The following is a 25442-nucleotide window of genomic DNA, read 5'->3' as shown; positions in this document are numbered from 1 at the left end:
CATCGCTCCTAACCAGCTTATCGAGGAAGGCTTTGACCTCTTTCAGATCATCGCAGTAACCGCACCCGACCTTCAGCTCGATGAGGCGGATCCGTTGAGCGGTGAAGTTCTTGATCGTCCCGGTCGTGATCTGTCCGTTGGGGATGATGATCTTCACATTGCCGTTGGTTCGCAGGATCGTGTTGAAGATATTGACTTCTTCCACGCTGCCGGTCTGTCCACCCGCTTCGATCTCGTCGCTGACGCCGAACGGCTTGAACACAATCAGCATGATCCCAGCTGCGAAGTTCGCGAGCGAGCCCTGCAAAGCCAGACCGACAGCAAAGCCGGCAGCTGCGATCATCGCGGTGACCGAAGTGACATCAACCCCGAGCATCTGCAGCGAGGCCAGCCCGATCGTAATCAGCAACGCGCTATACAGCAGGTTCGCCCCGAACTTGACCAGAATCGGATCAGTTCCGACTCGCTCCATCACTTCGGAGACAAGCTTGGTCGCCATCCGGGCCAGCATGCGACCAAAGTAGAAAATCGCCACTGCCGCAAGCAGCTTCAGGGCGAAACTGACTCCCTGCTCGGTGATGAAGTTCTTGATTGTGTCGTACCAGTCCTTAATCTGATTTTGAGGCTCGATATACAGACTCGCGGGAATTTTGCTGCCGTTTGCGGGGACTGAGGCTGGGGGGGGCGTGGGGGTCGGTACCGCCAGCTCGAGATTGCTGGCCAGCTGATCCGTACCGAGTGCCACCAAACCCAAGATCCGAAAGCCGTCCATGGCAAATGCTCCTTCTGACGCAGGCCCATCAAATGCCCGCTGCGAAATCTCTCTCGAATCGGCTTGCCCGACGCAGCTGACCTGCGGTAGGGTTCGCATTGATCCGAGACCAAGTCCAATCTGGGCGGAGTTTTAGATCAATTGCCCGGTGGCTGTCTATCCCTTGTTCGTGCGGGTCAGGCCAACGGCCCGTGGCGATCTGATGCGGCGGCCAGTCACCGCATTCCCGAACCCGTCAGCAATTCGTTCACTCACTCTCCAGCGGCATCCAACATGTACGACTATGAAAAGCTCGGCGTCTTTTACATGGGGCGCTCCTATGACATCGAAGCGGGCCAGTGTGGGACCGATCCCGTTCTGTATGACTCCAAGGATCTCAACACCCATGCGGTGATCGTTGGCATGACCGGCAGCGGGAAGACGGGCCTGGGAATCACGATGCTGGAGGAAGCCGCGATCGATGGCATTCCGTCGATCGTGATTGACCCGAAGGGAGACCTCGGGAACCTGTTGCTGACGTTTCCCGATCTGTCTGCGGCGGCGTTCCGCCCGTGGATCAACGAAGACGATGCGGCGCGGGCGCAACAGGATCCCGACACGTTTGCCGCGGCCCAGGCCGCGTTCTGGGCGAAGGGACTCGCGTCGTGGGGGCAGGATGCCGCCCGCATCGCCCGCCTGCAATACCGTGAGGGCGCCGTAAGCTACCTCAACGTCATCGACGCGGAGCGCAGCGTACTGCAGCAGCAACGCCTGGCCGTGGGCCTGGATGGCGAGCGGGCACGCTCGACGGTCAACCTGATCCGCGCCCTGGGCGGCGGGTGGACGGCTCCGCCCAAGGCCTCCGCTGCCGGTTGAGCCAACGCCCGGGGCAGCCCGTGCTGCTTTGCACCACAAGGCCGAAGCCCGATAAGCTGTCGGGCTTCGGCCTTTCTGCGATCATCACCATGCTCCGACTCCACCCCGGGCGCCTTGCCGGCGCCCTTATCCTGGCCCTCCTCACCGCCTCCGCGCCCGCCCTCGCCGGCAAGACCCTGGATGCCATCAAGGCCAAAGGCCAGATCGCCTGCGGCGTCAGCACCGGCGTGATCGGCTTCTCCGCCGCCGACAGCCAGGGTCAGTGGAAGGGGCTGGACGTGGACGTGTGCAAGGCCATCGCCGCCGCCGTGCTGGGCGACCCGAACAAGGTGCGCTGGGTCCCCCTCAGTTCCCAGCAGCGTTTCACGGCCATCCAGTCCGGCGAGGTGGACATCCTGTCCCGCAACACCACCTGGAGCCTGACCCGCGACGCCGCCCTGGGCCTGCACTTCGCCGGGGTCAGCTATTACGACGGCCAGGGATTTCTCATCCCGAAGAAGCTCAAGGTGACAAGCGCAAAGCAGCTGAAGAACGCTGAAGTGTGCGTGCAGTCGGGCACCACCACCGAGAAGAACCTGGCCGACTACGCCCGGGCCCAGGGCATCAAGCTCAAGCCCGTCGTCTTCGACAAGTTCGAGGCCTCCATCAAGGCCTTCTTCAGTGGCCGCTGCCAGGCCTACACCACCGACGCCTCGGCCCTCGCCTTCATCCGCAGCAAGGAAGCGCCGGTGCCCGACGACTACCTGGTGCTGCCCGAGATCATCTCCAAGGAACCCCTGGGCCCGGCCGTGCGGCGGGGCGACGACGAGTGGTTCGCCATCGTCAAATGGACCCTCAACGCGCTGATCGAGGCCGAGGAACTGGGCATCACCCAGGCCCGGGTGGACAGCCTGAAGGCCGCCCCCGATCCGGCCGTGCAGCGCTTTCTCGGCGTGGGTGAAGACCTGGGCAAGAGCCTGGGCCTGGACCGGGAGTGGGCCGCCCGGGCGGTGAAGGCCGTTGGCAACTACGGCGAGATCTTCAACCGCAACGTGGGGGCCGACTCGCCCCTGAAGCTGCCGCGGGGCCTCAACGCCCAGTGGAACAAGGGCGGCATCCTGTACGCCCAGCCCCTGCGCTGAACAATGACCCGCCGCCGCATCGCCTGGCAGGCGCTGATCCTTGCCGGCCTCGCCCTGCTGGGCTGGCTGCTGGTGGACACCACCGCCAGCCGGCTCCAGGAGCGGGGTATCCGCAGCGGCTTCGACTTCCTGCTCGAGCCTGCCGGTTTCGCCCTCGGCGAGAGCCTGCTGCCCTTCGAGGCCAGCGACAGCACCCTGCGGGCCTTCGCCGCCGGGCTGCTCAACACCCTGCGCGTGGCCCTGCCGGGCGCGGTGCTGGCGGTGCTGATCGGCGTGATCGTGGGCTTCGGACGGCTGGCCGACAACCCGCTGGTGCGGGGGCTCGCCACCGCCTTTGTGAACGGGGTGCGCAATGTGCCCCTGCTGCTGCACCTGCTGGCCTGGTACTTCATTCTCACCGATCTGCTGCCGGCGGCCGACTCCGCCCTGCCCCTGGCGCCAGGAGTGTTCCTCAGCAAGTCCGGGCTGGCCCTGCCCTGGTGGGGCGAGGCCGGCTGGGAAGTGCCGGTGCCGGCCGGCTTCGGCATCGACGGTGGCGCCCGCCTGACCCCTGAATACCTGGCCATGCTCATCGGCCTTTCGCTTTACGCAGCGGCTTACATCGCCGAGACCCTGCGCGGCGCGGTGCAGGCCCTGCCGCCGGGGCAGCGTCTGTCGGCCCTCGCCCTGGGCATGACACCCCGCCAGGCCTTTACGCTGGTGCTGCTGCCCCAGGCCTGGCGGGCTGCCCTGCCCCCGGTCACCAGCCAGCTCCTCAACCTGTTCAAGAACGCCTCCCTGGCGGTGGCCATCGGCTACCCGGATCTGGTGTCGGTGGCCGGCACCAGCCTCAACCAGACCGGCCGGGCCATCGAGTGTCTGGCCGTGGTGATCGCCGTGTACCTGCTGCTGTCGCTGCTGGCGGCAGCGCTCAGCCATGGGCTCGAACGGCGCGGCCTGCGCGGAGCGCCGGCATGAGGCTGGCCCACCTGCGCCGCACCCTGTTCGGTGATGCCCTGAACACGACCCTGAGCCTGCTCATACTGGCTGCGGCCGTGCTGGCCCTGCCACCGCTGCTCGACTGGGCGGTGTTGAAGGCCCGCTTTGCCCCCGACGTGGTGGCCTGCGAAGCCCTCGAGCATGCCGGCGCTTGCTGGGGCGTGGTGGCCGAGAAGGCCCGCTTCATCCTCCTTGGCCGCTATCCCGCTGATGAAGCCTGGCGCCCCCTGCTCGCCGCCGGGCTGATCACCGGCAGCTGGCTGGCCGCGGCCTATGGTGGGCTGCGCGGCCGGGCCTTGCCCCTGGCGCTGCTGCTTGCCCCGCTGCTCGCCCTGCCCCTGCTGGCCGGCGGCTTTGCCGGCCTGGGCAGCGTGCCCACCGAGCTGTGGGGCGGCCTGCCCCTGACCCTGCTCCTCACCGGTGCGGGCATGGCCGGGGCGCTGCCCATCGGCATTGCCGTGGCGTATGGACGCCGCTCGTCCCTGCCCCTGCTGCGCGGCCTGCTCACGGCCTATGTGGAGCTGGCCCGGGGGATTCCGCTGGTGGCTGCACTGTTCATCGCCTCCTTCCTGCTGCCCCTGTTCTTTCCCCAGGGCGTGGCGGTGGACATGCTGTGGCGGGTGCTCATCGCCATCGTGCTGTTCGCTGCGGCCTATCTGTCGGAGATCATCCGCGGCGGCCTGCAGGCCTTTCCGGCCGGGCAGATCGATGCGGCTTCTGCCCTGGGTTTCAGCCCCTGGCAGACCCAACGCTGGATCGTGCTGCCCCAGGTCCTGCGCAACGTGGCCCCGTCCCTGGCCAACAGCGCCATCGCCCTGTTCAAGGACACCTCCCTGGTCACCATCGTCAGCCTCTACGAGCTGACCGGCGCCCTTGGCCTGGCCCTCTCCGGCGATGCCCAATGGCGGCCCTTCTACCTCGAAGCCTGGCTCTTCATCGCCGCCATCTACTGGCTGGGCTGCGCCCTACTGGCCCGGATCAGCCGGCGTTTCGGCCAGGCCTGACGCACCCACTGCGGCACTGACGATCTCTGCCAGGCGGCGCACGCCGGGGCCGCACATCTCCGGGTCGGCAAACACCAGGTACATGTCCACGAAGCGCTCCTCGGCCCCACGGAGGGGCAGGATGCGCAGCCGGCCATCCTCAAGCTCCCGGGTGATCAGCGCTTCCGGATACCAGGCAAAGCCATGGCCCGCCGCGGCAGCGGCAATGGACATGGCCATGCTGCTGAAGGTCCAGCGCTGCTCCACCTCGATGGTCAGGCTTCGGGAGCTGCGCGTCGAGCCGGTTTCCCGGACCATCAGATGGCGATGGGCACGCAGGTCCTTCTCCCCCAGGGGTCGCCCCAGGCCGTGCAGGGGATGCGCCGGGCTGGCCGCGGCCACCAGGCGCATCCGCATCAGCGGCCGCCCGAGGAAACCCGGCGGGACATGGGGCGTCACGGCCAGATCGGCCTTGCCGGTAAGCAAGGCCTCGCCGGTTCCGCCCATCACGGATTCGATCACCTCGACACGAGTCCGCGGCGCCTCGTCACCAAAGCGCGCCAGACAGTCCAGCAGCAGCCCGGGGGGAAAGAGGATCTCCACCGCCAGGCCGATCTCCGCCTCCCAACCCGCGGAGAGTTTGCGGGCCATCTGCTCCAGGTCGCCCGCCTCGCCCACCAGGGCCAGGGCCCGCCGGTAGAGCATGCGACCGGTAGCGGTGATCACCGCCTTGCGGCCCTGGATCTCGAAGGCCTGGACGCCCAGCTGCGATTCGATCTTCTGGACCGCGTAGGTGACGGCGGACTGGCTCTTGTGCAGGGCCTCGGCGGCCTGGGCGTAGCCCCCCACCTCGACCACCGCGATCAGGGCGCGCCACTGCTCGAGGGACACATGGGGCACAGACTTGATCATCTAATTTTTAGATCATTAAAAGCAAAATCTTCGTCTTTTTTATCCCTCCGGTAAATCATTTAATACACCCATCGACACCCCACACGGAGAACCACCATGACCACCCTGCTCAAGATCAACGCCAGCCTGTTTTCCACCCAAGGCCAGTCCAGCCAGCTCGCCGAGCGCTTCGTTGCCGCCCGCCTGGCCGCCACCCCCGGGCTGAAAGTCATCAGCCGCGACCTGGGCGCCGAGCCGGTACCCCACCTGGACGCCGCCCGCTTCCTGTCCTTCCTCGCCAAGCCCGAGGAGCGCAGCGCCGAGCAGCAGGCCGTCGTCGCCTACTCCGATGCCCTGATCGAGGAAGTGCGCCAGGCCGACGAGATCGTGATCGGCCTGCCCATGTACAACTTCGGCGTGCCCTCCACCCTGAAAGCCTGGTTCGACCACATCGCCCGCGCCGGCGTGACCTTCCGCTACACCGCCACCGGCCCGGAAGGCCTGCTCACGGGCAAGAAGGTGACCATCTTCGCCGCCCGTGGCGGGCTGTACGCCGGCACCCCGAAGGACAGTCAGACCACCTACGTGCGTGACTTCCTGGCCTTCATCGGCATCACCGACGTGGAATTTGTTTACGCTGAAGGCCTGAACATGGGCGACGAGAGCAAGGCTGCCGCCCTCACCGCCGCCCACAGCAAGCTTGCCGAACTCGCCGCCTGAACAAGGAGAACACCATGAGCACCCGCAGCCTCGCCCGGATCATCCCGTCCATCCCCGTCTCCGACGGAGCCGGCATCAAGCTCCGGCGCAGCCTGGGCCAGAGCCAGGGGCTGCGGCTCGATCCCTTCCTGATGCTCGACGAGTTCGCCTCGGACAATCCGGACGACTACATCGCGGGCTTTCCGCCCCATCCGCACCGGGGCTTCGAGACGGTGACCTACATGCTGGCCGGTGACTTCGAACATGAGGATCACCTGGGTCACAAGGGCCACCTGCGGGGTGGCGGCGCCCAATGGATGACCGCGGGGCGGGGCATCATCCACTCGGAGATGCCCCTGCAGGAGAGCGACCGCCTGCATGGCTTCCAGTTCTGGATCAATCTGCCGGCCAAGGAGAAGATGAAGCCCGCCGCCTACCGGGACATCCAGCCGGAGGAGATCCCCGAGGTGACGATCGATGGCGGCAGCGTGAAGGTGGTGGCTGGCAGGCTCGAGACAGCCGACGGGCGGACGGCCGACGGCCCGATCCAGGGGCTGAGCACCGCCACGCTGTTTCTGGATGTGCGCCTGGAGGCCGGTGCCCGCTTCACCCAGTCGGTTGCCGACGGGCACTCCGCCTTCCTCTATCCCTATGCGGGCAGCCTGCAAGTGGGCGCAGGCGAGGGGCGAACCCTTACAAATCGGCAGGCCGGTGTGTTGTCCGACGGAGACAGCATCGAGGTGCAGGCCGGCGAGGACGGGGGCCACTTTCTGCTGCTGGCAGCGCGCCCCATCGGCGAGCCGGTGGTGCAGTACGGCCCCTTCGTGATGAATACCCGGGAAGAGATTGAACAGGCGCTGGCGGATTACCGGGACGGCAGGCTGACCGCGTAAGCCCCTGCAACCCACTCAGAGCGGGTGGATAAGTCGACTGCGCGGCCCGGCTTCTCCCCGGGGATGCTCGCCCTGCCCCTTCGGAGCGAACTCGAACCGCCCACTACAGCTTTTTCACACCCGCTCAGGCGACGGATTCGTGGTCGGGCTCATCACGGAAATTGCGGGCAATTGACGCGAACTCGCCAGCGACCTGAAGCATGGCATCAACAATGTCGGGGTCGAAGTGGCTGCCCCGCTCCTCAACGATCATGGCGAGGGCTTGTTCATGGGGAAAGGGTGGCTTGTAAACACGGCGGGAGATCAGCGCGTCGTACACGTCGGCCACCGCCATGAGCCGGGCTGAAAGGGGTATGGCGTCCCCGGATACACCCAGGGGATATCCGCTGCCATCCCAGCGTTCGTGGTGCCCATAGGCAATTTCGGCCGCGTAGCGAAGGAAGGACGCATCAGCCGAATCACCCAGGGCTTTTTCGGCCTGAAGGATGGCGTTGCGCCCGTACTCGCAGTGCTGCTTCATGATCACCCACTCATCCGGGGTGAGCTTGCCCTTCTTGAGAAGGATTGCGTCCGGCGTCGCCACCTTGCCGACATCGTGGAGGGGAGCCGACTTGAACAGTAGCTGGATGACTTCCTCGTCAAGCTCGGCTCGGAAACGCGGGTGATCTCGCAGCGTTTCCGCAAGAATGCGCACGTAGTGCTGGGTACGCCGGATGTGGTTCCCGGTTTCATTGTCGCGGGCCTCGGCCAGTGCGCAGAAAGCCGTGATGGTGGCTGCCTGGGCTGCAATGACTTCTTGTTTGCTGGCCACCAGGCGGCGCGACTGCTCACTGATCTCGGCGGTCCGCTCGGCCACCAGAAGCTCAAGGTCGGCGTTACGCCGCTCCAGTGCCCGGGTGGCCCGTGACAGGGCGAGGTGGGTACGAACCCGGGCCATGACAACGGCGGGAGATATGGGCTTGTGGATGAAGTCCTCGGCACCCAATGAAAAACCCAACTCCTCATCCTCGGGACGATCCAGGCCCGTCAGGAACATCACGGGAATCATGCGGGTGGATTCAGATGACTTGAGACGCCGGCAGACCTCAAAACCGTCGATCTCCGGCATCATCACATCCAGCAGGATGATATCCGCAACACCCCCTCCCGCCAGATAGCTCAGGGCGTCAGGCCCGCTGGTGGCAGGATGCACGTCGTAGTACTCGGAAAGTACGTCCTCGAGGATCAGCAGGTTGTCGGCCTGATCATCCACAATCAGCACATGGGCGCGCTGTTTCATGCCTTGCTTCCACCTCCGTATTGTCGTCCGGTTAGACAACGGCCTGTCGTCCCTGTTCTATAGCCAAAGAAACCACTTTCGGCGACCCTCCCGGTTCAATTCGCCCATCATCCAGAAATCCATGGCCCTGATACACAGCTTTCCACCCGCCGTGACGCCCGATGCGCACACCCTCATTCTCGGCAGCATGCCGGGCGACGCTTCGCTTCGCGCGGGTGAGTACTATGCAAACCCCAGAAACCATTTCTGGAAAATTCTGGGCGTGCTGATTGGCGCCGGCCCCGATCTTCCCTATCCCGAACGCCTTTCGAAACTGACCGGAGCGGGTTTCGCCCTGTGGGACGTCCTGCAAAGCTGTGAACGGCAGGGTAGCCTGGACAGCAGCATCATTCCGTCCAGCATCACACCCAATGACTTCACCACCTTCCTGACCACCTACCGCGGCGTGCAACGTATCTTCTTCAACGGTACGGCGGCGGAAACCGCGTTCCGCCGCCATGTGATTCCGGTGTTGCCATCGCTGTCGTGCAGTCTGTGCCGACTACCCTCGACCAGCCCCGCCAATGCCCGCTTCACGCTCCAGCGTCACCTTGATGCGTGGCAGATTCTTTGCGGCGACGATCCGGCGCGTCAGCGCGTGTAAAGAAATCGTCGCGAGTGGTTTGCGTTCGCACCGGGAAGCGCGGCCGTACAAGGCGCACAGTAAGCATCACAGGGATGAACTCGGGTCGCTCAGTAGGATCTGCTGTCGCGCTCTCAGTGCTCCAGTACATAGGTGCCCGGCGCATCGGCCAGGGCTGGATGGGCCTTACTCGAGAGCGGTGCCGCATCTACCATTGCCCCCGCCTGGGGCTTGAGCCAAGCCATCCAGTCCTCCCACCAGCTACCGGCATTCTCGACCGCAACGCTTCTCCATGCCTCGGCGCTATCGCTGCGCCGCGCAGGCGCCACCCAGAACGAGCGTTTCGGAGGTTTGACCGGAGGATTGACGATTCCCAGGATGTGCCCCGAACTGGACAGGACAAATCGCTTTGGTCCGGCCACATAGTTCATGGTGCGGAAGGTCTGCCGCCAGGGCGCAATATGGTCATCCTCCGCGGCGACGGCGTAGACCGGCTGGACAACGGCTCCCAGGTCGATGGGCTCACCCGCGACCGTCAGGGCATCTTTCTCGATCAGCCGGTTGTGCAGATACAGCTCGCGCAAATACCAGGAATGCATGGCGCAGGGCATGCGGGTGGTGTCCATGTTCCAGTACAGCACATCAAAGGGGGGTGGCGTCTCGCCATACAGCCAGCCATGGACAATGTAATGCCAGATCAGGCTATTGGAGCGCAGGAGCCGGAAGGACGAGGCCATCTCGGCGCCGTCCAGGTAGCCCTTCCGCTCCATGTTCTGGGTGATGAAGCGAATACTGCCTTCATCAACGAAGACTTCGATGTCGCCCGGCTTGTGGAAGTCCACCAGGGTGGTAAACAGGGTGAAGTGTGCGACGGGCACCTCCTCGGCGGTAAAATGGCGGTTTGCCCACGCCATATAGGTGCTCAGCGCCGTGCCGCCGATGCAGTAGCCCACCGCATGCACCTTCGCTGCCCCCGTCACCCCCCGCGCCGTATCCACCAGGGCCTGAACTCCCTCGACAAGATAGTCGTCGAAGCGCACATCACGCATTTCCTCGCCGGGGTTCTTCCAGCTTGTGATGAACACCTCGAACCCCTGATCAAGCAGGAAGCGGATCATGCTCTTCCTCGGATTGAGATCAAGGATGTAGAACTTATTGATCCAGGGGGTGACGATGACGATGGGCGTGCTGTGAACGTGTTCGCGCGTGGGTGTATAGCGAATCACCTCGAGCAGCCGGTTGCGGAAAACCACCTTCCCGGGCGTCGTTGCCAGATTCTCTCCCACCTTGAAGTCATCCGGGTCCGTCATCCGCACGTTGCCGGCTTCCACATCCGCCAGGAAATTGCGGAAGCCCCTCGCCAGACTGTCGCCCTTTGACTCAACCGCCAGGCGCATGGCGACCGGGTTGGTCCACAGGAAGTTCGGCGGCGCGACGGCATTCAGCCAGTTGCGCCACCAGAAGGCCGCACGGCGTCGCTCCTTCTGGGAAAGACCCGGCGTGTCATACAGCATGTCCTGCACGTGGTGAGTGAATAACAGATACCACTCCTTGGCGACATCCCATGTGGGCGATTCGACCCACACCGGATCGGCGAAGCGTGGATCGTCACCATGGGGAATGACGGGGTCTGGGCTGGGAAGGCCCAACATGCGCCGCCAGCTATGCCATTGGAGCTCCCACAAGCTGGCTGACACCTTCGCCATCGCTTCGGTCAACTCCTGGGGATGCGCAGCCCAGGCAAGCTGCGCATGAAGCAGCGGAGCGGCCATGCCAAGGGGGTCAATGGACGACTCCACCGTATCGTGGAACTGCTGCATCGACTTCCGGGCCAGATCGATGGGGGGCGCAAATCCGTGACGGGTCATGATGCTCACTCCTGAAGATCGTGATTCGGGTCCGTATTTTTGACATCGGATTCCTTGAGTTGAATCCTGAGCCTGCCTGAGTGCGTCCCGCTTGACATTCATCAAGCCGATCAAGAAGAGCGCGCACCCTATAATGCGTGTATCCAGGCCCACGCAGGAGCACTACGATGTTCAAGAACATTCTCGTTCCCACCGATGGTTCCACGCTATCCGATTCGACGGTCGCGCGCGCCGTGAGTTTCGCCAGCGAGGCCGGCGCCCGCGTTACGTTTTTCTACGCTCAACCGGATTTCCCGATGCCGATCTACGGGGAAGGCGCCCTGATTGACCCCACGACCCCCGAGCAATTCAGCCGCGCAGCAGCCTTGGAGGCCGAGCGGATCCTGGCAAAGGCCCAAGCGGTAGCAGACGCGGCCGGCGTGTCCTCGTCCGTGGATACCCAAGTCAGTGAAGTCCCCTACGAAGCCATCATCGAGGCTGTCGAGCGCAACCAGTGCGATCTCATCTTCATGGCATCCCACGGTCGGCGGGGACTGAGCGGGCTGCTTCTGGGTAGCGAAACCCAGAAAGTACTCACTCACAGCAAGACGCCTGTACTGGTCTTTCGCTGACTCTACAGAGTAGGCAGAGACAAAAGGGCCTCGCAGCAGCGAGGCCCTTTTGCTTTTGCGGGCCACCGTACCCTCCGGCGGCGTCACCTTTCTAGTCGGATGCGCTCTGATTGATTTCAGCGGAAGTTCTCTGAAAGAAAAGCGTCATCAGACTTGATCCGGCACACACGAGCCAGAATCCGAAGAAGCCGATGGAATACGTGGCAATGGGCGAAAAATAGACCGGCTGCCCAAACAGGTATAGCTCCTGGGGGGCGATCACCGTGAAAAAAACAATTTCGGCAACCCCTGCCACCAGAAATGAAGGCCACAAGACCTGAATCAGTTTCAACATGCTCCGACTCCCAGAGGGTAGGCACAGGGCCACACCCTCAACTATGCGAACGTCTTTCGTCCTCTGCGATATGGGTCTTCGCGAACCGGTAGAGGTACGCGCCCATCACAACGACAAAACCGATGGTAAACAGGCTCAGGAGCCCAATATCGGTACTGAACAACTCTTTCCAGGCCATGACATCCTCCTTGTCAATCTACAGGTTTGAGATCGGCTGAATCAATCCGGATCTCGGTCTCTGTGGGGAGGAATGCGGTCCCTGACAGCCGCCAGCTGCGAGACTCGTCTTCTAGTAAAACCTTCCAGTGCGCAGTGCTCAGCGCCTCGGGAATCGCGGCACTGTAGACGCCATTTCTGCGCTCCAGCACCAGTTGCTGATCAAGCCCGCCGCGAGTGGGGTGAGCCAGGGTCGCACTCAGGCGGGGGGGCAGGTCGATACCCGCCTTTGCCGACAATTCAACCTGCAAGGACTCCGCGGTAAAACGGACTCGGGCAAGCAGCCCCATATCCTGTGCGGTGTTCGCCCGGGCCAATGTCTGATTGATGGCCAATCCCTGCTTGTAGTAATCGTCCGTCACCAACCCATCGAAAGACTTGATGGCAAGCCAGAGGGTGATGCCTCCCGCAACGATTGCCGTCGCGGGCATCAGCATCAGCAACCAGGTCCACCGCTCCTTGTACCAGGGGGTCGGGCTGCGCTTGGCTTCAGTTGCGGACATGTTCATGGGCTCAGATCTCTATCGTGGAATGAGGAATGCAGTTTTTTCACGAACAGAGACCGTTTCATCATCGAGCGCCTTGACTTCGATATACACCGTGTTCGAACCAGGCTTGCCCGACTCAGGCGGGACGGCAACTTCCACCGTGACGGCTTTGAGCCCGGCGGCATCCACCTCGAACGGTTCAGCCGGCGTGATCTTGACACCGTCGAGCCCGCTGGCCGAAAGGGCAAAACGACGTGGCTTCTCGGTCATGTTCATGACCTGGAGATTGTACACGTTGGCGATCAAGCCCCCTTCGACTTCTCGGCTGAGGGTCGAGCGGTCCTTGATCACATCCACTCTCAAGTTGGAACGCGTCGCCAGCCCCCACACGAAGGCACTGCAGATTGCAACAAGCACAGCAGCGTAAATCATGATCCGCGGCCGCATTACGTGCCCGATGATCTCCTTCATACCCCAGTGACGCTTCATCGCGTTCTCGGTTGTGTAGCGGATGAGTCCCTTCGGGTAGTTCATCTTTTCCATGACCTGATCACAGGCATCGATACAGGCTGCGCATCCGATGCACTCGTACTGCATTCCGTTGCGAATGTCGATACCGGTCGGGCAGACTTGGACACAGATCCCGCAGTCAACACAATCGCCCTTCGAAATGGTCTTCGGATCCAGCCCCTTCTTGCGCGGACCACGGGGCTCGCCGCGCTCGGGATCGTAGGTGATGACCAGCGTATCCGGGTCGAACATGACCCCCTGGAAGCGGGCGTAGGGGCACATGTATTTGCACACCTGCTCACGCATCACGCCAGCGAACAGGTAGGTGAAGCCGCCGTAGAAGAAGATCCAGAAGAGCTCCCACGGACCAAAACTGAAGGTAAGGGCTTCGCTAACCAATTCACGGATTGGCGTGAAGTAACCCACCAGCGTGAAGCCCGTCCATAGCGAAATCGCACCCCAGGCGCCAAATTTCGCAGCCTTGATGCCTAACTTGCGGCCACTCATGGGCGCAGCATCCAGCTTCATGCGCTGGCTGCGATTGCCCTCGATCTTCTCTTCAACCCACATGAAGATCTCGGTATAGACCGTCTGCGGACAGGCATAGCCACACCACAGGCGCCCCGCAACCGCCGTGAAGAAGAACAGAGAGTAGGCACTGATAATCAGCAGGATGGCCAGGAAGAACACATCCTGGGGCCAGAACACCCATCCGAAGATGTAGAACTTGCGTTCCACCACATCCAGCAGGACCGCCTGCCGATCTCCCCAGGGCAACCAGCACAGCCCGTAGAAGATGAGCTGGGTCGCCCACACGAGGATCCAGCGCCAGGTGGCGAACAGCCCTGTGACGGCGCGGGGATACACCTTTTGCCGGACTGCGTAGAGGGTATCTTCAGCTTCTGCCGGAGTCTTTGACTTCGGTTCAGCACTCTTGGGGGTCTGGGTGTCTGGCTGGCTCATGATTGCCAAATAATAATATTCTAATATTTCCGTTCAAAAACTCCCCGGGGCATGCCCGGGGAGTCAGTCTGCAGGAGCAAGAACCACTCCTTCAGAAGCTTACTTCTTCTCTTCCGCCGGTGCTGCGCCCTTGGAGAGGCTCATCACATAAGCTGCGAGCAAGTGTACCTTGTCCTCGCCCAGGAAGTCCTTGAAAGCCGGCATCTGGTTGGTGCGACCGTTCGTCACGGTCTCGATGATGGTGGCTTCCGACGAACCATACAGCCAAGTCTTGTCGGTCAGATTCGGGGCACCGAGGGCGGGCGTGCCCTTGGCTTCCGGACCGTGACAGGCCACGCAGTTGGCAGCAAAGAGCTCCTTGCCACGCTGGGCGCGCAGGGAGTCGTGGGCAAGACCGGACAGGGAGCGCACGTAGTTGGCGACATCCTTGGTGCCGTCAGCACCCAGCGCCGGCCCGAACGGCGGCATCATGCCCATGCGACCACCCAGCACGGTGGTACGGATGGTTTCCGGTTCGCCGCCGTACAGCCAGTCGGCATCGGTCAGGTTGGGGAAGCCCTTGGCACCCTTCGCGTCAGCACCGTGGCACTGGGCACAGTAGGTCAGGAACAGACGCTGGCCCATGGCGTTGGCTTCCTTGTCGCCCGCGACCGCATTGAGATCCATGCTGCGGAACTTGGCGAAGATCGGGCCGTATTTCTCGGCGGCTGCCTTTTGCTCAGCCTGCCATTGCCCACCCGAGGACCACCCCAATTTGCCCTGGTTGTTGCCAAAGCCGGGGTACATGGACAGGTAGACGATCGCGAAGACGATCGTGATCCAGAACATGTACATCCACCAGCGGGGCAGCGGATTGTTGTATTCCTGCAGGGTCTCATCCCAGACGTGATCATGCAGGCCCACCGGACCGGAGGTCCGCTTCGTGGTGTTCGAGACCAGCACGAACACACAGAAGCTGATGCTCAGGAACAGCAGCACCATCACATAGGCATTCCAGAAACCGCTAACAAAGTCAGCCATTTTTATTTCCTTCCTTGGTTTGCCGTCCCGCGTCGGGAGCCGGCAAGTCGTCCTCGCTGAACGGCAGGAGCGCTGCCTCGTCGAACCCCTTCCGCGCACGGCCACTGAAGGCCCACAGGCTGATGCCGATGAAACACGCAAAGCCCAGGACGGTCACCACCGTACGCGCATCATTGATATCCACGTTCACGCTCCTTCGTTCTCAGAATGGTCTTTCCAGACAGCCATCAGCTACCCGGATTGAGCTCCACTCGGCGGGCTTCAGCATTGTCGCCCGAACCGGTGATGCTGACAGGCGGCTTCATGTTGATCCTGTCTTCCGCCACACCGGCAGCCTTCAGGGCTTCACGAACGGCCTTGGCACGCTCCTTGGCGAGTTCGAGGTTCTTTTCCGTGTCGCCGGTCTTGTCGGTGTAGCCCGTCACATCGATCTTCGCGTCAGCCTTGTCCTTGAGGAACTTGGCTGTGGCTTCCACCGCAGCGGCCGCATCGGCAGGCAACGTGCTGGAACCCACTTCGAAGAAGACCTTGCCGAGGGCTTCGGCAGCGGCAGGCGCCGCAGCCGGGGCAGCTTCGGCTGCAGGAGCCGCAGACGGAGCCTTACCGGCCTGCAGTGCAGTGCCGAGACCCTGCAGGTAGGCAACGAGTGCATCCAACTCGGTCTTGCCCTCAAGCGCCTTGCGGGCACCCTGGATTTCCTCGTCGGTGTAAGGCACACCCACCTTGCGCAGGGCCTTCATCTTGGCTTCGATGTCGTCCGACTTGGCCGGACGATCAAGCCACGGGAAGGCCGGCATGTTGGACTCCGGCACCACGTCGCGGGGGTTGATCAGGTGGATGCGATGCCACTGATCCGAGTAACGGCCACCAACGCGATGCAGGTCGGGACCGGTACGCTTGGAGCCCCACTGGAAGGGGTGGTCATACACATACTCACCGGCAACGGAGTAGTGGCCATAACGCTCGGTTTCCGCACGGAACGGACGGATCATCTGGGAGTGGCAGTTGAAACAGCCTTCCCGGATGTACACATCGCGCCCCACCAGACGGACCGGATCGTAGGGCTTGAGACCTTCGACCGGGGTCGTCGTGGAATGCTGGAAGAACAGCGGAACGATTTCCACCAGACCACCGATGCTCACGGTCAGCAGCGTGAAGACAATCAGCCAGCCAACCTTGCGTTCAATAAAGTCGTGATTCGATTGAGCCATGATTATTATTCCTCCCGATCAGGCGTGGGCGCCGGCAGGTGCCAGCACCGGAGCTTCATAGGCCTTCTGACCGGCAATCGTCTTGATCATGTTGTAGAACATGATCAGCATGCCGGTCAGGAACAGCACGCCACCGAGCACACGAATGGCCCAGAACGGGTAGCTGGCCTTCACGGATTCGACGAAGGAGTAGGTCAGGGTGCCGTCCGGGTTGGTGGCACGCCACATCAGGCCCTGCATCACGCCGGAGATCCACATGGAAGCGATATACAGCACGATGCCGATGGTCGCGATCCAGAAGTGGGTGGTGATCAGCTTGGTCGAGTACATCTCGGTCTTGCCGTACATGCGCGGGATCAGGTAGTACATGGCGCCGATGGACACCATGGCAACCCAGCCCAGGGCGCCGGAGTGCACGTGGCCGACGGTCCAGTCGGTGTAGTGCGACAGCGCATTGACCGTCTTGATGGACATCATCGGACCTTCAAAGGTCGACATGCCATAGAAAGACAGGGAGGTGATGAGGAACTTCAGGATCGGGTCGGTGCGCAGCTTATGCCAGGCGCCGGACAGGGTCATGATCCCGTTGATCATGCCACCCCAGGAGGGAGCCAGCAGAATCAGGGAGAACACCATGCCGATGGACTGGGTCCAGTCGGGCAGTGCGGTGTAGTGCAGGTGGTGCGGACCCGCCCACATGTAGGTGAAGATCAGCGCCCAGAAGTGCACCACCGACAGACGGTAGGAGTACACCGGGCGGCCAGCCTGCTTCGGCACAAAGTAGTACATCATGCCCAGGAAGCCGGCGGTCAGGAAGAAACCCACCGCATTGTGGCCATACCACCATTGGATCATGGCGTCCTGCACGCCCGCATAGGCGGAGTAGGACTTGCCCAGGGAAACCGGGATCTCGGCGCTATTCACCAGGTGCAGCAAGGCAACCGTAATGATGAAGGCACCGTAGAACCAGTTGGCCACATAAATGTGGGTGGTCTTGCGGGTACCGACAGTGCCGAAGAAAACGATTGCGTAGGAAACCCACACAAGCGTGATCAGGATGTCGATCGGCCATTCGAGCTCGGCGTATTCCTTGCCGGAGGTCCAGCCCAGAGGCAGGGTTACCGCAGCAAGAACGATGATCAACTGCCAGCCCCAGAAGGTGAAGGCAGCAAGGCCCGGGGCGAACAAGCGGGTGTGACAGGTACGCTGCACACAGTAGTACGACGTGGCAAAAAGAGCACAGCCACCAAACGCAAAGATAACCGCATTGGTGTGGAGCGGGCGGAGCCGTCCGAAGTGCAGCCATTCGGCAACGTTCAATTCGGGCCACACGAGCTGTGCTGCGACGATAACGCCGACCAGCATGCCCACGATGCCCCATACCACCGTCATGATGGCGAACTGCCGCACGACTTTATAGTTGTAAGTCTGCGATTGCATGTGAGTCACCTCATCAAAAGAAAACTAAAACCCCCCTGACTGCAGACGGCGGACCGTCGGCAGGCTTCCGCGGAAGGATACGCCGCGATAAGGGCGACATTTTGACACAGATCAACTCGACTGCGCCCCGGGATCCCCAGGAGTCATTGCTGCGTGAGGGTCTCCACGGACCGACACCAGGTGAAGTTCCGGGCGGAGATGTATTCGTCAAGTGCCGTAAATTGATGTGATTTTCCGCGAAAGCCACCGGGATATGCGCTTGCCGAGATCCGGCGTGGCCCAGACGGCAGCCATACGGACCATTCGAACTCGGCTTCACGCCGCTCGAAATAATTCCATATGAATCCATCAAAAATTCCGATCACCGAATGTGAAAAAAGCCTGTCTGGCCCGTGATCACGAGCGAGACAGGCGTCAATTCGGTACTCGGGCGAGTCGAAAGACCTGCGCCCTATCAGTTGATGGTTGGCAACGATTCAGCCAGCGACCCGGTTCCGGCCACGGAAAGGACTTCAAACGCCTCCCAGTTGGACATCAGTTGGTCCGCACATACCCTAAGTACGGCGTCGAGCCGTCCGTCCTGACTGACAACCCGCAGATGCGCCAGTATGGACCGGGCCAGCGCCGGACTGCGTCGGGCTGGAAAACTCGTCATCAGCGTCAACAAGGCGGCCAGGGCGAGTTCGGGGCTCGAGTCATACTCGGGCAGCAGCTCATCGTCCCCCTCGGCACAGGATCTGCAGGCGTGGCTCATATACGCACCGCGTAATATTCAACCACGTGCTGGACATCCACCGGAAACGGCACCTCCGTCGCATCGGGAAGGCGGGTCACCGCGGCACGGAACTCCTTCTCGCTGCAACTCAGCCACTCCGGCCGAGCCAGCGATGGCTGTTCGACACACTCGAGCACCATCGGCATCTTTCGCGCCCTGTCGGTAAGCGTGATGGTATCCCCTGCCCTGATGCGGATGGACGGAATATTCACCAGCCTACCGTTCAACTGCACATGGCGATGGCGCACCAGTTGGCGCGCCGCCACGGCCGTGGGTGCAAAACCGGCGCGAAACACGGCATTGTCCAGGCGACGTTCGAGCAACTCCAGAAGCTTGTTGCCAGTGGGCGCCCTGGATGCCTTGGCCTCACGGAAAAGCCGTTGGAGCTGGCTCTCGGTGAGCCCATAGTTCATGCGCAACTTCTGCTTTTCCATCAGCTTGACCCCGAAGTCGGACTTACGCCGGGGGCGCATGCCATGCTGACCAGGCGGGTAATCCCGCTCTCCAACGGACTTGCGGGACAGGCCTGGCAGTTCGCATCCCAGGGCGCGGATGACCTTCAGACGGGGGCCGGTATAGCGTGACATCGACGGGAGTTTCCTTTTCTTGCAGGTAGAAGACGAATCGGTAGATGGTGACGTACCGGCCTCAGAAGGGGCCGGCCACGAGAAACCCCGTCAGCAGGAGACCGAGGACACAAACGTTGAATAGCATCGAGCGCATGGATGGACTCCGGAAACAGGGAAACCGCACTGAATACTAAGGTCGGGCACGGAAAATGTAAACGATAATGATTTGCATTTATAAATTAATTTCGTTAGATTGACGCTTCCGGCAGCTCTGCCTGCCTTCACCGCCCTGAAAAGCGTCAAGCCAGCCACCACGGGAAACCCGCACGCCAGCTAGCCAGATGCCCTCAACGTCTGGAGATTTCTGCCGTGCCCAAGTCCCACCTCGCTTTCCGTTCCGGAAAGCATCCCCTTCCCCTTCTCATCAGTGCAGCGCTTGCCGGAAGCCCCTCCCTCGCCCATGCGAACGGCGAGGGAGGCCCCCCTACCCTTGATCGGGTTGTCGTCTCGGCCACCCGCAGCGAAGCCCTGGTCGACGCCGTGCCCGCCACCATCACCACCGTGGACCGGCAGAGCATGGACAGACGCATTCCCCACGACGAGACCAGCCTCTTCGCCGACGAACCGGACCTGGCCGTCGCCCGCGATCTGCGCCGCTTTGGCGCCAGCTCGGTCAACATCCGGGGTATCGAGGGCAACCGGGTACTGCAACAGGTGGATGGCGTGCGCATGCCCGACTTCTACAGCGGCGGCGGGCCATCCAACGCCACCACGGCAAGCTCGGACAGCCCCGAGATGGACTTTCTGAAACGCGTCGAGGTGCTGCGCGGACCAGCCTCCAGCCTGTATGGCTCCGACGCTCTGGGTGGCGTGGTGAGCTACTTGACCCTGGACCCGGCCGATATCCTTGGCCAGCGCAACAGCGCCGTCCGTTACAAAGGCACCTGGCGCGGCGCCGACAGCAGCCTCCAGAACACCCTCTACTTCGCGGGCCGCAACGAGATGGTCGAAGGCCTCGTGGCACTCACCCGCCGCAACGGTGAGGAACTCGACAACCGGGGCGAAGTGGGCGGCACCAGCGTCGGGCGGGAGCAGCCCAACCCCCAGGACACCCGCTCCCGGGGCACCCTGGCCAAGCTGATCGTGAAACCCGCCAGGGGGCATCAGATCCGCTTTGCCTACGAAGACCGCACCCAGCACGCCGACGCCTCCCTGCTCCGCCTGGCCACCTCGCTGCCCCGGGTCAGCGGCGCCACCGGTAGCGAAGATGCTCGTCGCGAGCGCATCTCGGTCGATTGGGAATGGAAACCCAACGACGGTCTGGTGGACCGCCTGCTGCTCGCCGTCCACCACCAGAGCGCCGCGAACCACGACACCACCCTGCAGCAACGCACAGGCACGACTGCGGGCTGCTCGGGCACCAGCCGTGGCACCAACAACTGCCTAGTGGACATGCACTTCCACTTCCGTCAGGAGAGCACCGGCGCGGGCGTGCAGATCGAGAAAGGGCTGCGCACCGGCATGCTGGACCACTTCTTCACCCTGGGCACCGACTGGCGCCGCCACGAGCTGGACGAACTGCGGGACTACGTCATCACCAACCAGACCACCGGCACCGTCAGCAAGTCCCTGGCCGGTGACACCTATCCCCTGCGCGACTTTGCACCCGGCGAATCAAGCACGCTCGGCCTGTTTGCCCAGGACGAAATCCGCATAGACCGCCTCACGGTCACCCCGGGCCTGCGCCTCGACTCGGTCAAGCTACGTCCCGACGGCCTCTCCAAAAAAATCGGCAATCAGACCTTCAGTGCTACCGGGCAGGATCACTCCGCCGTATCGCCCAAGCTCGCCGCCATCTGGCGCCACGGCCCGGCCCTCTCCTTTTATGGCCAGGTGGTGCGCGGCTTCCGGGCCCCCAACTACGAAGAGGTCAATGGCCTCTTCTACAACGCTGCCCAGAACTACGCCAGCCTGCCCAACCCCAACCTGAAGCCCGAGACCAGTACCGGCATCGAGATCGGGACCCGCTTCAAGCTGGCGGGTGGCGACATGCAGCTCGCGGCCTTCCACAACAAGTACAGCAACTTCATCAGCAACGAGCTGATCTGCTCGACCCCGAGCAGCGCCAGCAGCCCGGCCTGCCTGGGCAACGCCGTGCGCTCGGTGTATCAGTCCATCAACCTCGCCAGCGTCCGCATCCAGGGCATGGAGGTGCGTGGCAACTGGGCGCTGCCCGCCGGCTTCCGCACCGCCACCGCGCTGGCCTGGTCCCAGGCCGACGTTACCTCGGCCGACCAGCCCCTCAACACCGTCGACCCGGCCCGCCTCTACCTCAACCTGGGTTGGGACGGCAGCCTGGCCAGCCGCCCGGTTGCCCTGGATGCACGTCTGCGCGCTGCCCTCAAGAAGGACCGCATCGACACCAGCGAAGTGGATTACTTCCGCACCCCGGGCTACGCCATCGTGGATTTCAGCGCCAGCATGCAGATACACCCCAAGGCCCGCGTCAACCTTGCCCTCAACAACCTCTTCGACAAGAAGTACTGGGTATGGAGCGATGTCCGCCAGGTCGCCCTTGCCACCACCGACGCCGGTCCGGCTTTCTACACTCAGCCCGGCCGCAACCTGAGCGCTGCCCTGCAGGTGGACTTCTGATGCATCGCTTCGCCAGGCTGCCCCGGCGCCTCCTCGCCATGCTGGCCCTGCCCCTCCTGTGTCTGCTTCTTCTCACCGGAAGCGGGCCGGCGGCGGCCGGGCGGATCCTGATCATCAGCACCTCCCCGGTCCAGCCGGGCAAGTTCGTCAAAATGGCCGACGTGGCAAAGCGGCATGGTCTTGCCCTGGAGGCCCGCTTTGCCGAGAAGCTGTCCGCCGACGTGGGACCCGCCCTCTTCCAGGGCTACGACCTGGTGCTCTTTGACACCCCGCGGGATCACCTCCAGGCCTTCGTCGAGAGCCGGCTTACGGCAGCGCTGCCGGGCCTGCGCACGCCTCACCTGTGGCTCCACGAAGGCCAGCCCCGCTGGCATGGCCTGCCCGAGGGGCTGGCCCGGCGCCTGCACACCTACTACGTAAACGGCGGACGGCTCAACATCGATGGCTTCCTCGCCAGCATCGCCGCCCATCTCGGCGGCAAGCCAGTATCAGCCCTGCCGGACCCCATCGTCTTCCCCAAAAGCGGCGTCTATCACCCGGACCACCCCGGCCTCGTCTTCAACACCCCCACCGCCTACCTGAGCTGGAAGGGCGCCATCCCCGGCAAACCGGTCATCGCCATCGCCCTTCATCAGCAGTACATCGCCGCCGAACAGACGGCCTTCATCGACGACCTGATCCGCCGCATCGAGAAGGCGGGCGCCACGGCCCTGCCCTTCTACAGCCCGGTCATGGACCCGGACGCCGTCCGGCGGATGCTGCGGGCCGACGGCCGAACACTCGCAAATGCCCTGATCAACACCCAGATCATGCTCAACCCGGAAGGGCGCCGGACGGAATTTTCCGACCTGGGCATTCCCGTCGTGCAGGCCATGCCCTACCGCAAGGGCGACGAAGCCACCTGGGCCGCCGACCCCCAGGGCGTCGCCCTGATGGACGTACCCTTCTACCTGGCCCAGGCCGAGTACGCCGGCGTCACCGACATCCAGATCGCCGCGGCCACCCGCAAATCCGACGACCAGATCGCCCCCATCGCCGCCCAGGCCGATGCCGTTGTCGGCAAGGCACTCCGCCTGGCCCGGCTGCAGACCCGGGCCAACAAGGACAAGCACCTCACCCTGTTCTTCTGGAACTACCCCCCGGGCGAAAAGAACCTCTCCGCCTCCTTCATGAACCTGCCGCGCAGCCTGGTAGCCAGCCTCGCCGCCCTCAAGGCCCACGGCTACACCACCGAGACCCCGGGTGAGACCGAGCTCACCCTGACACTTCAGCGCCTTCTCGCCCCCTACTACCAGCCTGCAGGCGACAACAGTGCCCTCGAATCCCTGCTCCGGGACGATCTGGCCGAACACCTGCCCCTCGCCACCTACCGGCGCTGGCTCGCCGGCCAGCCCGACAGCGTGCGCAAGCAGCTACACGAGCGCTGGGGCGGGCCCGAGCGCTCATCCATGATCGTTGTCCATCGGGGCCAGCCCGGCTTCGTCATTCCGCGCCTGCGCCTCGGCCACCTGGCCCTGCTGCCCCAGCCGCCCCGGGGAGAACGTTGGGAAGACAAGGAAAAGGCCCTTTACCACTCCACCAGCGCCGCCCCCTCCCACTTCTATATGGCCGCCTACCTGTGGGCCCGGGAGCAGGCCCTGAGCGACGCGCTGATCCACTTCGGCACCCACGGCAGCCAGGAGTGGCTGCCCGGGAAGGAACGCGGCCTGTCGGTGAGCGACTTCCCCATGCTCGCCGTCGGCGACGTGCCGGTGCTCTACCCCTACATCGTGGATAACATCGGTGAAGCCACCCAGGCCAAGCGCCGCGGCCGGGCCACCATCATCAGCCACCAGACACCCCCCTTCACTCCCGCCGGCCTGCATGCCGCCCTCACTGCCATCCATGACCAGCTCCACGCCTGGCTGGCCCAGGACGACGGCGCGGTGAAGGACAAGATCCGCGCCCAGTTCCTTGCCGCAGCGCGCAAGGAACACATAGACCGGGATCTCGGCTGGACCGACGAGCATATCCGCAAGGACTTCTCCGCCTTTGTCAGCGCCGTGCACGATCACCTCCACGAACTGGCCCGCACCGCCCAACCCCTGGGCCTGCACACCTTCGGCCAGGGCGCCGGCGAAGAAGGCCGCATCGCCACCGTCCTGATGATGGTCGGCAAGGATTTCTGGGAGGGCGTCGCCGGCCCGGATGAAGAGGCCGACGAGCTCCTCGTGGGCGACTACACCCGGCTGAAGGATTCCACCCCCTACCGGCGCCTGAAAGCCATCCTGCAGGACGCGGCCGAGCTATCCTCACTGCCCCCCAAGGCCCGCGCCGCCGCCGAACGGGCCCGCAAGTGGTACGCTGCCCTCGACGCCAGCCCCGAGATCAGCGCGCTGCTGGCCGGCCTGGAGGGGCGCCACATCCCCACCAGCTACGGTGGCGACCCAATCAAGAACCCCGACGCCCTGCCCACCGGCCGCAACCTCTACGGATTCGACCCCTCCCGCGTGCCCACCCAGGCCGCCTGGGCCGCCGGCCGTGAAGCCTTCGACCAGCTCCTCGCTACCCATCGCGGCAAGGCCGGCAAAGCACCGCAGAAGCTCACCTTCACGCTCTGGTCGGTGGAAACCATGCGCCACTTCGGCCTGCTCGAAGCCCAGGCCCTGTGGGCGATGGGTGTAGAGCCGGTGTGGGATGCCGGCGGGCGGGTCGAAGACGTCAGGCTCGTTCCCCGGGACACCCTTGGTCGCCCCCGGGTGGACGTGGTGCTCTCTGCCACCGGCCTGTATCGCGACCACTTCCCCAACGTGATGCGCCTGCTCGCCAAGGCCGCCAAGCTGGCCGCCGAAGCCGACGAGGCCGACAACCCCGTCGCCGCCAACACCCGCCGCATCGCCGCGTCCCTGCGCGCCCGGGGCTGGACTGAAGCTCAGGCCACCAACGCCGCCCAAACCCGCATCTTCTCCTCCGAGTCGGGCCGCTACGGCACCGGCCTGGACGACGCAGCCCTGGCCACGGACACCTGGAAGGGCAAGGCCGAGGGCGACCGCAAGCTCGCCCGCCTGTACCTTTCACGCATGCAGTTCGGCTACGGCCCCGACGAAAGCCAATGGGGCCGGCCCGGAGCCGGTGGCGAGAACCTCTACGCCGCCCACCTAAAGGGCACCGAAGGCGCGGTGCTGTCCCGCACCTCCAACCTCTACGGCATGCTCACCACCGACGACCCCTTCCAGTACCTGGGCGGCATCGCCCTCGCCGTTCGCCACCTGGACGGCAAGGCGCCGGAGCTCTACATCTCCAACCTGCGCGGCCAAGGCAGCGGCAAGGTGGAGGGCGCCGCCGGCTTCCTGGCCAAGGAGCTGGCCACCCGCAACTTCCACCCCGGCTACATCCAGGGCCTGATGAAGGAGGGCTACGCCGGTACCTTGCAGGTGCTTGATGGCATCAACAACTTCTCGGGCTGGCAGTCGGTAGCCCGGGAGATCGTGCGCGACGATCAGTGGCAGGAGTTTGTCGACGTCTATGTGCGCGACAAGCACAGGTTAGGCCTGAAAGACTGGTTCGAGCGCCAGAACCCCCATGCCCTCGCCAGGTGCCAGGGCAGACTCGATGGGATGGGCGGCGTCTTCCGAGCTGATTTCCACCTCGGCCAGATCTTCGAGATTGAGCCACTCGCCAGTCGGCGCCGCGCCGGCCGGTTGACTATC

At 63.5% G+C, this 25442-nt stretch carries 24 protein-coding genes and 1 pseudogene; 10 read left to right on the top strand and 15 right to left on the bottom strand.

Annotated features, from left to right (window positions below; translation table 11 throughout):
- Positions 1–772, bottom strand: a 772-nt coding sequence (locus tag J0L98_RS15860; protein ID WP_296412763.1) for a mechanosensitive ion channel domain-containing protein, incomplete at its 3' end; no start/stop codon positions are given.
- A gap of 273 nt (positions 773–1045) precedes the next feature.
- On the opposite strand from J0L98_RS15860, the gene J0L98_RS15855 reads away from it, so the two are divergent.
- From J0L98_RS15855 to J0L98_RS15840, 4 genes are all read left to right on the top strand, one after another.
- A complete protein-coding gene (locus J0L98_RS15855; RefSeq protein WP_296412762.1) occupies positions 1046–1627 on the top strand; it encodes a DUF87 domain-containing protein in 582 nt (193 codons plus the stop codon).
- A gap of 89 nt (positions 1628–1716) precedes the next feature.
- A complete protein-coding gene (locus J0L98_RS15850; protein ID WP_296412761.1) occupies positions 1717–2748 on the top strand; it encodes an amino acid ABC transporter substrate-binding protein in 1032 nt (343 codons plus the stop codon).
- A gap of 3 nt (positions 2749–2751) precedes the next feature.
- Positions 2752–3705 (top strand): ABC transporter permease subunit, encoded by a 954-nt coding sequence (locus J0L98_RS15845; RefSeq protein ID WP_296412760.1) that lies wholly within the window; start codon positions 2752–2754, stop codon positions 3703–3705.
- Positions 3702–4730: an amino acid ABC transporter permease gene (locus J0L98_RS15840; RefSeq protein WP_296412759.1), complete on the top strand. Its 1029-nt coding sequence runs from the start codon at positions 3702–3704 to the stop codon at positions 4728–4730. Before J0L98_RS15845 ends, J0L98_RS15840 begins: the two co-directional genes overlap by 4 nt.
- Here the strand turns inward: J0L98_RS15840 and J0L98_RS15835 are convergent.
- Positions 4692–5621, bottom strand: coding sequence for a LysR family transcriptional regulator (locus J0L98_RS15835; RefSeq protein WP_296412758.1), 930 nt, complete (start codon positions 5619–5621; stop codon positions 4692–4694). The two genes, J0L98_RS15840 and J0L98_RS15835, sit on opposite strands and share 39 nt — an antisense overlap.
- 96 nt (positions 5622–5717) lie before the next feature.
- Between J0L98_RS15835 and J0L98_RS15830 the strand changes: the two genes are divergently transcribed.
- Together J0L98_RS15830 and J0L98_RS15825 are read left to right on the top strand one after the other, a co-directional pair.
- Positions 5718–6320 (top strand): NAD(P)H-dependent oxidoreductase, encoded by a 603-nt coding sequence (locus J0L98_RS15830; RefSeq protein WP_296412757.1) that lies wholly within the window; start codon positions 5718–5720, stop codon positions 6318–6320.
- Positions 6321–6334: 14 nt separating this feature from the next.
- Positions 6335–7192 carry a pirin family protein gene (locus tag J0L98_RS15825; RefSeq protein WP_296412756.1) on the top strand — a complete coding sequence of 286 codons (858 nt, stop codon included), beginning with the start codon at positions 6335–6337 and terminating at the stop codon, positions 7190–7192.
- Between the two features lie 124 nt (positions 7193–7316).
- Here J0L98_RS15825 and J0L98_RS15820 read toward each other — a convergent pair whose 3' ends face one another.
- The gene (locus J0L98_RS15820; protein WP_296412755.1) at positions 7317–8471 is read right to left on the bottom strand and encodes an HD domain-containing phosphohydrolase; all 1155 of its coding nucleotides are present in this window, start codon (positions 8469–8471) and stop codon (positions 7317–7319) included.
- Positions 8472–8592: 121 nt separating this feature from the next.
- On the opposite strand from J0L98_RS15820, the gene J0L98_RS15815 reads away from it, so the two are divergent.
- Positions 8593–9114 (top strand): DNA-deoxyinosine glycosylase, encoded by a 522-nt coding sequence (locus J0L98_RS15815; RefSeq protein ID WP_296412754.1) that lies wholly within the window; start codon positions 8593–8595, stop codon positions 9112–9114.
- Positions 9115–9227: 113 nt separating this feature from the next.
- Here the strand turns inward: J0L98_RS15815 and J0L98_RS15810 are convergent, their stop codons facing one another.
- Positions 9228–10913 carry an alpha/beta fold hydrolase gene (locus tag J0L98_RS15810; RefSeq protein WP_296412765.1) on the bottom strand — a complete coding sequence of 562 codons (1686 nt, stop codon included), beginning with the start codon at positions 10911–10913 and terminating at the stop codon, positions 9228–9230.
- Positions 10914–11128: 215 nt separating this feature from the next.
- Between J0L98_RS15810 and J0L98_RS15805 the strand changes: the two genes are divergently transcribed.
- Positions 11129–11572 (top strand): universal stress protein, encoded by a 444-nt coding sequence (locus J0L98_RS15805; RefSeq protein ID WP_296412752.1) that lies wholly within the window; start codon positions 11129–11131, stop codon positions 11570–11572.
- 91 nt (positions 11573–11663) lie between these two features.
- Here the strand turns inward: J0L98_RS15805 and J0L98_RS15800 are convergent, their stop codons facing one another.
- The 11 genes and pseudogenes from J0L98_RS15800 to rpsD form a co-directional block, all read right to left on the bottom strand.
- Positions 11664–11906, bottom strand: coding sequence for a hypothetical protein (locus J0L98_RS15800; RefSeq protein WP_296412751.1), 243 nt, complete (start codon positions 11904–11906; stop codon positions 11664–11666).
- A gap of 37 nt (positions 11907–11943) precedes the next feature.
- The gene (locus J0L98_RS15795) at positions 11944–12084 is read right to left on the bottom strand and encodes a DUF3149 domain-containing protein (RefSeq protein WP_296412750.1); all 141 of its coding nucleotides are present in this window, start codon (positions 12082–12084) and stop codon (positions 11944–11946) included.
- Positions 12085–12097: 13 nt separating this feature from the next.
- Positions 12098–12631 carry a FixH family protein gene (locus J0L98_RS15790; RefSeq protein ID WP_296412749.1) on the bottom strand — a complete coding sequence of 178 codons (534 nt, stop codon included), beginning with the start codon at positions 12629–12631 and terminating at the stop codon, positions 12098–12100.
- Positions 12632–12643: 12 nt separating this feature from the next.
- On the bottom strand, positions 12644–14083 hold the full coding sequence (gene ccoG, locus J0L98_RS15785) for a cytochrome c oxidase accessory protein CcoG (RefSeq protein ID WP_296412748.1): 1440 nt from the start codon (positions 14081–14083) through the stop codon (positions 12644–12646).
- A gap of 99 nt (positions 14084–14182) precedes the next feature.
- Positions 14183–15103, bottom strand: coding sequence for a cytochrome-c oxidase, cbb3-type subunit III (gene ccoP, locus J0L98_RS15780; protein ID WP_296412747.1), 921 nt, complete (start codon positions 15101–15103; stop codon positions 14183–14185).
- Positions 15096–15287, bottom strand: a complete 192-nt coding sequence (locus J0L98_RS15775; RefSeq protein ID WP_296412745.1) for a cbb3-type cytochrome c oxidase subunit 3 — start codon at positions 15285–15287, stop codon at positions 15096–15098. Before J0L98_RS15775 ends, ccoP begins: the two co-directional genes overlap by 8 nt.
- 43 nt (positions 15288–15330) lie before the next feature.
- A complete protein-coding gene (locus J0L98_RS15770) occupies positions 15331–15618 on the bottom strand; it encodes an OmpA family protein (RefSeq protein ID WP_296412764.1) in 288 nt (95 codons plus the stop codon).
- An 84-nt stretch (positions 15619–15702) separates the two neighbouring features.
- Positions 15703–16314, bottom strand: a pseudogene (ccoO, locus tag J0L98_RS15765) (cytochrome-c oxidase, cbb3-type subunit II); the annotation flags it as partial.
- 18 nt (positions 16315–16332) lie between these two features.
- Positions 16333–17754 (bottom strand): cytochrome-c oxidase, cbb3-type subunit I, encoded by a 1422-nt coding sequence (ccoN, locus tag J0L98_RS15760; protein WP_296404984.1) that lies wholly within the window; start codon positions 17752–17754, stop codon positions 16333–16335.
- A gap of 454 nt (positions 17755–18208) precedes the next feature.
- Positions 18209–18508, bottom strand: coding sequence for a hypothetical protein (locus tag J0L98_RS15755; protein WP_296412744.1), 300 nt, complete (start codon positions 18506–18508; stop codon positions 18209–18211).
- The gene (gene rpsD / locus J0L98_RS15750) at positions 18505–19116 is read right to left on the bottom strand and encodes a 30S ribosomal protein S4 (RefSeq protein WP_296412743.1); all 612 of its coding nucleotides are present in this window, start codon (positions 19114–19116) and stop codon (positions 18505–18507) included. The genes J0L98_RS15755 and rpsD overlap by 4 nt, the downstream gene beginning before the upstream one ends.
- Positions 19117–19467: 351 nt before the next feature.
- On the opposite strand from rpsD, the gene J0L98_RS15745 reads away from it, so the two are divergent.
- Positions 19468–21753 (top strand): TonB-dependent hemoglobin/transferrin/lactoferrin family receptor, encoded by a 2286-nt coding sequence (locus tag J0L98_RS15745; protein ID WP_296412742.1) that lies wholly within the window; start codon positions 19468–19470, stop codon positions 21751–21753.
- The coding region (gene cobN, locus J0L98_RS15740; protein ID WP_296412741.1) for a cobaltochelatase subunit CobN at positions 21753–25442 on the top strand (3690 nt) is incomplete at its 3' end. The genes J0L98_RS15745 and cobN, both read left to right, overlap by 1 nt.

Origin of the sequence: Zoogloea sp., from assembly GCF_017302315.1 — a bacterium.
Taxonomy (GTDB): domain Bacteria; phylum Pseudomonadota; class Gammaproteobacteria; order Burkholderiales; family Rhodocyclaceae; genus Zoogloea.
Note: the sequence above shows the minus strand (reverse complement) of the source record. Positions and strands in the feature narration are given on the sequence as shown.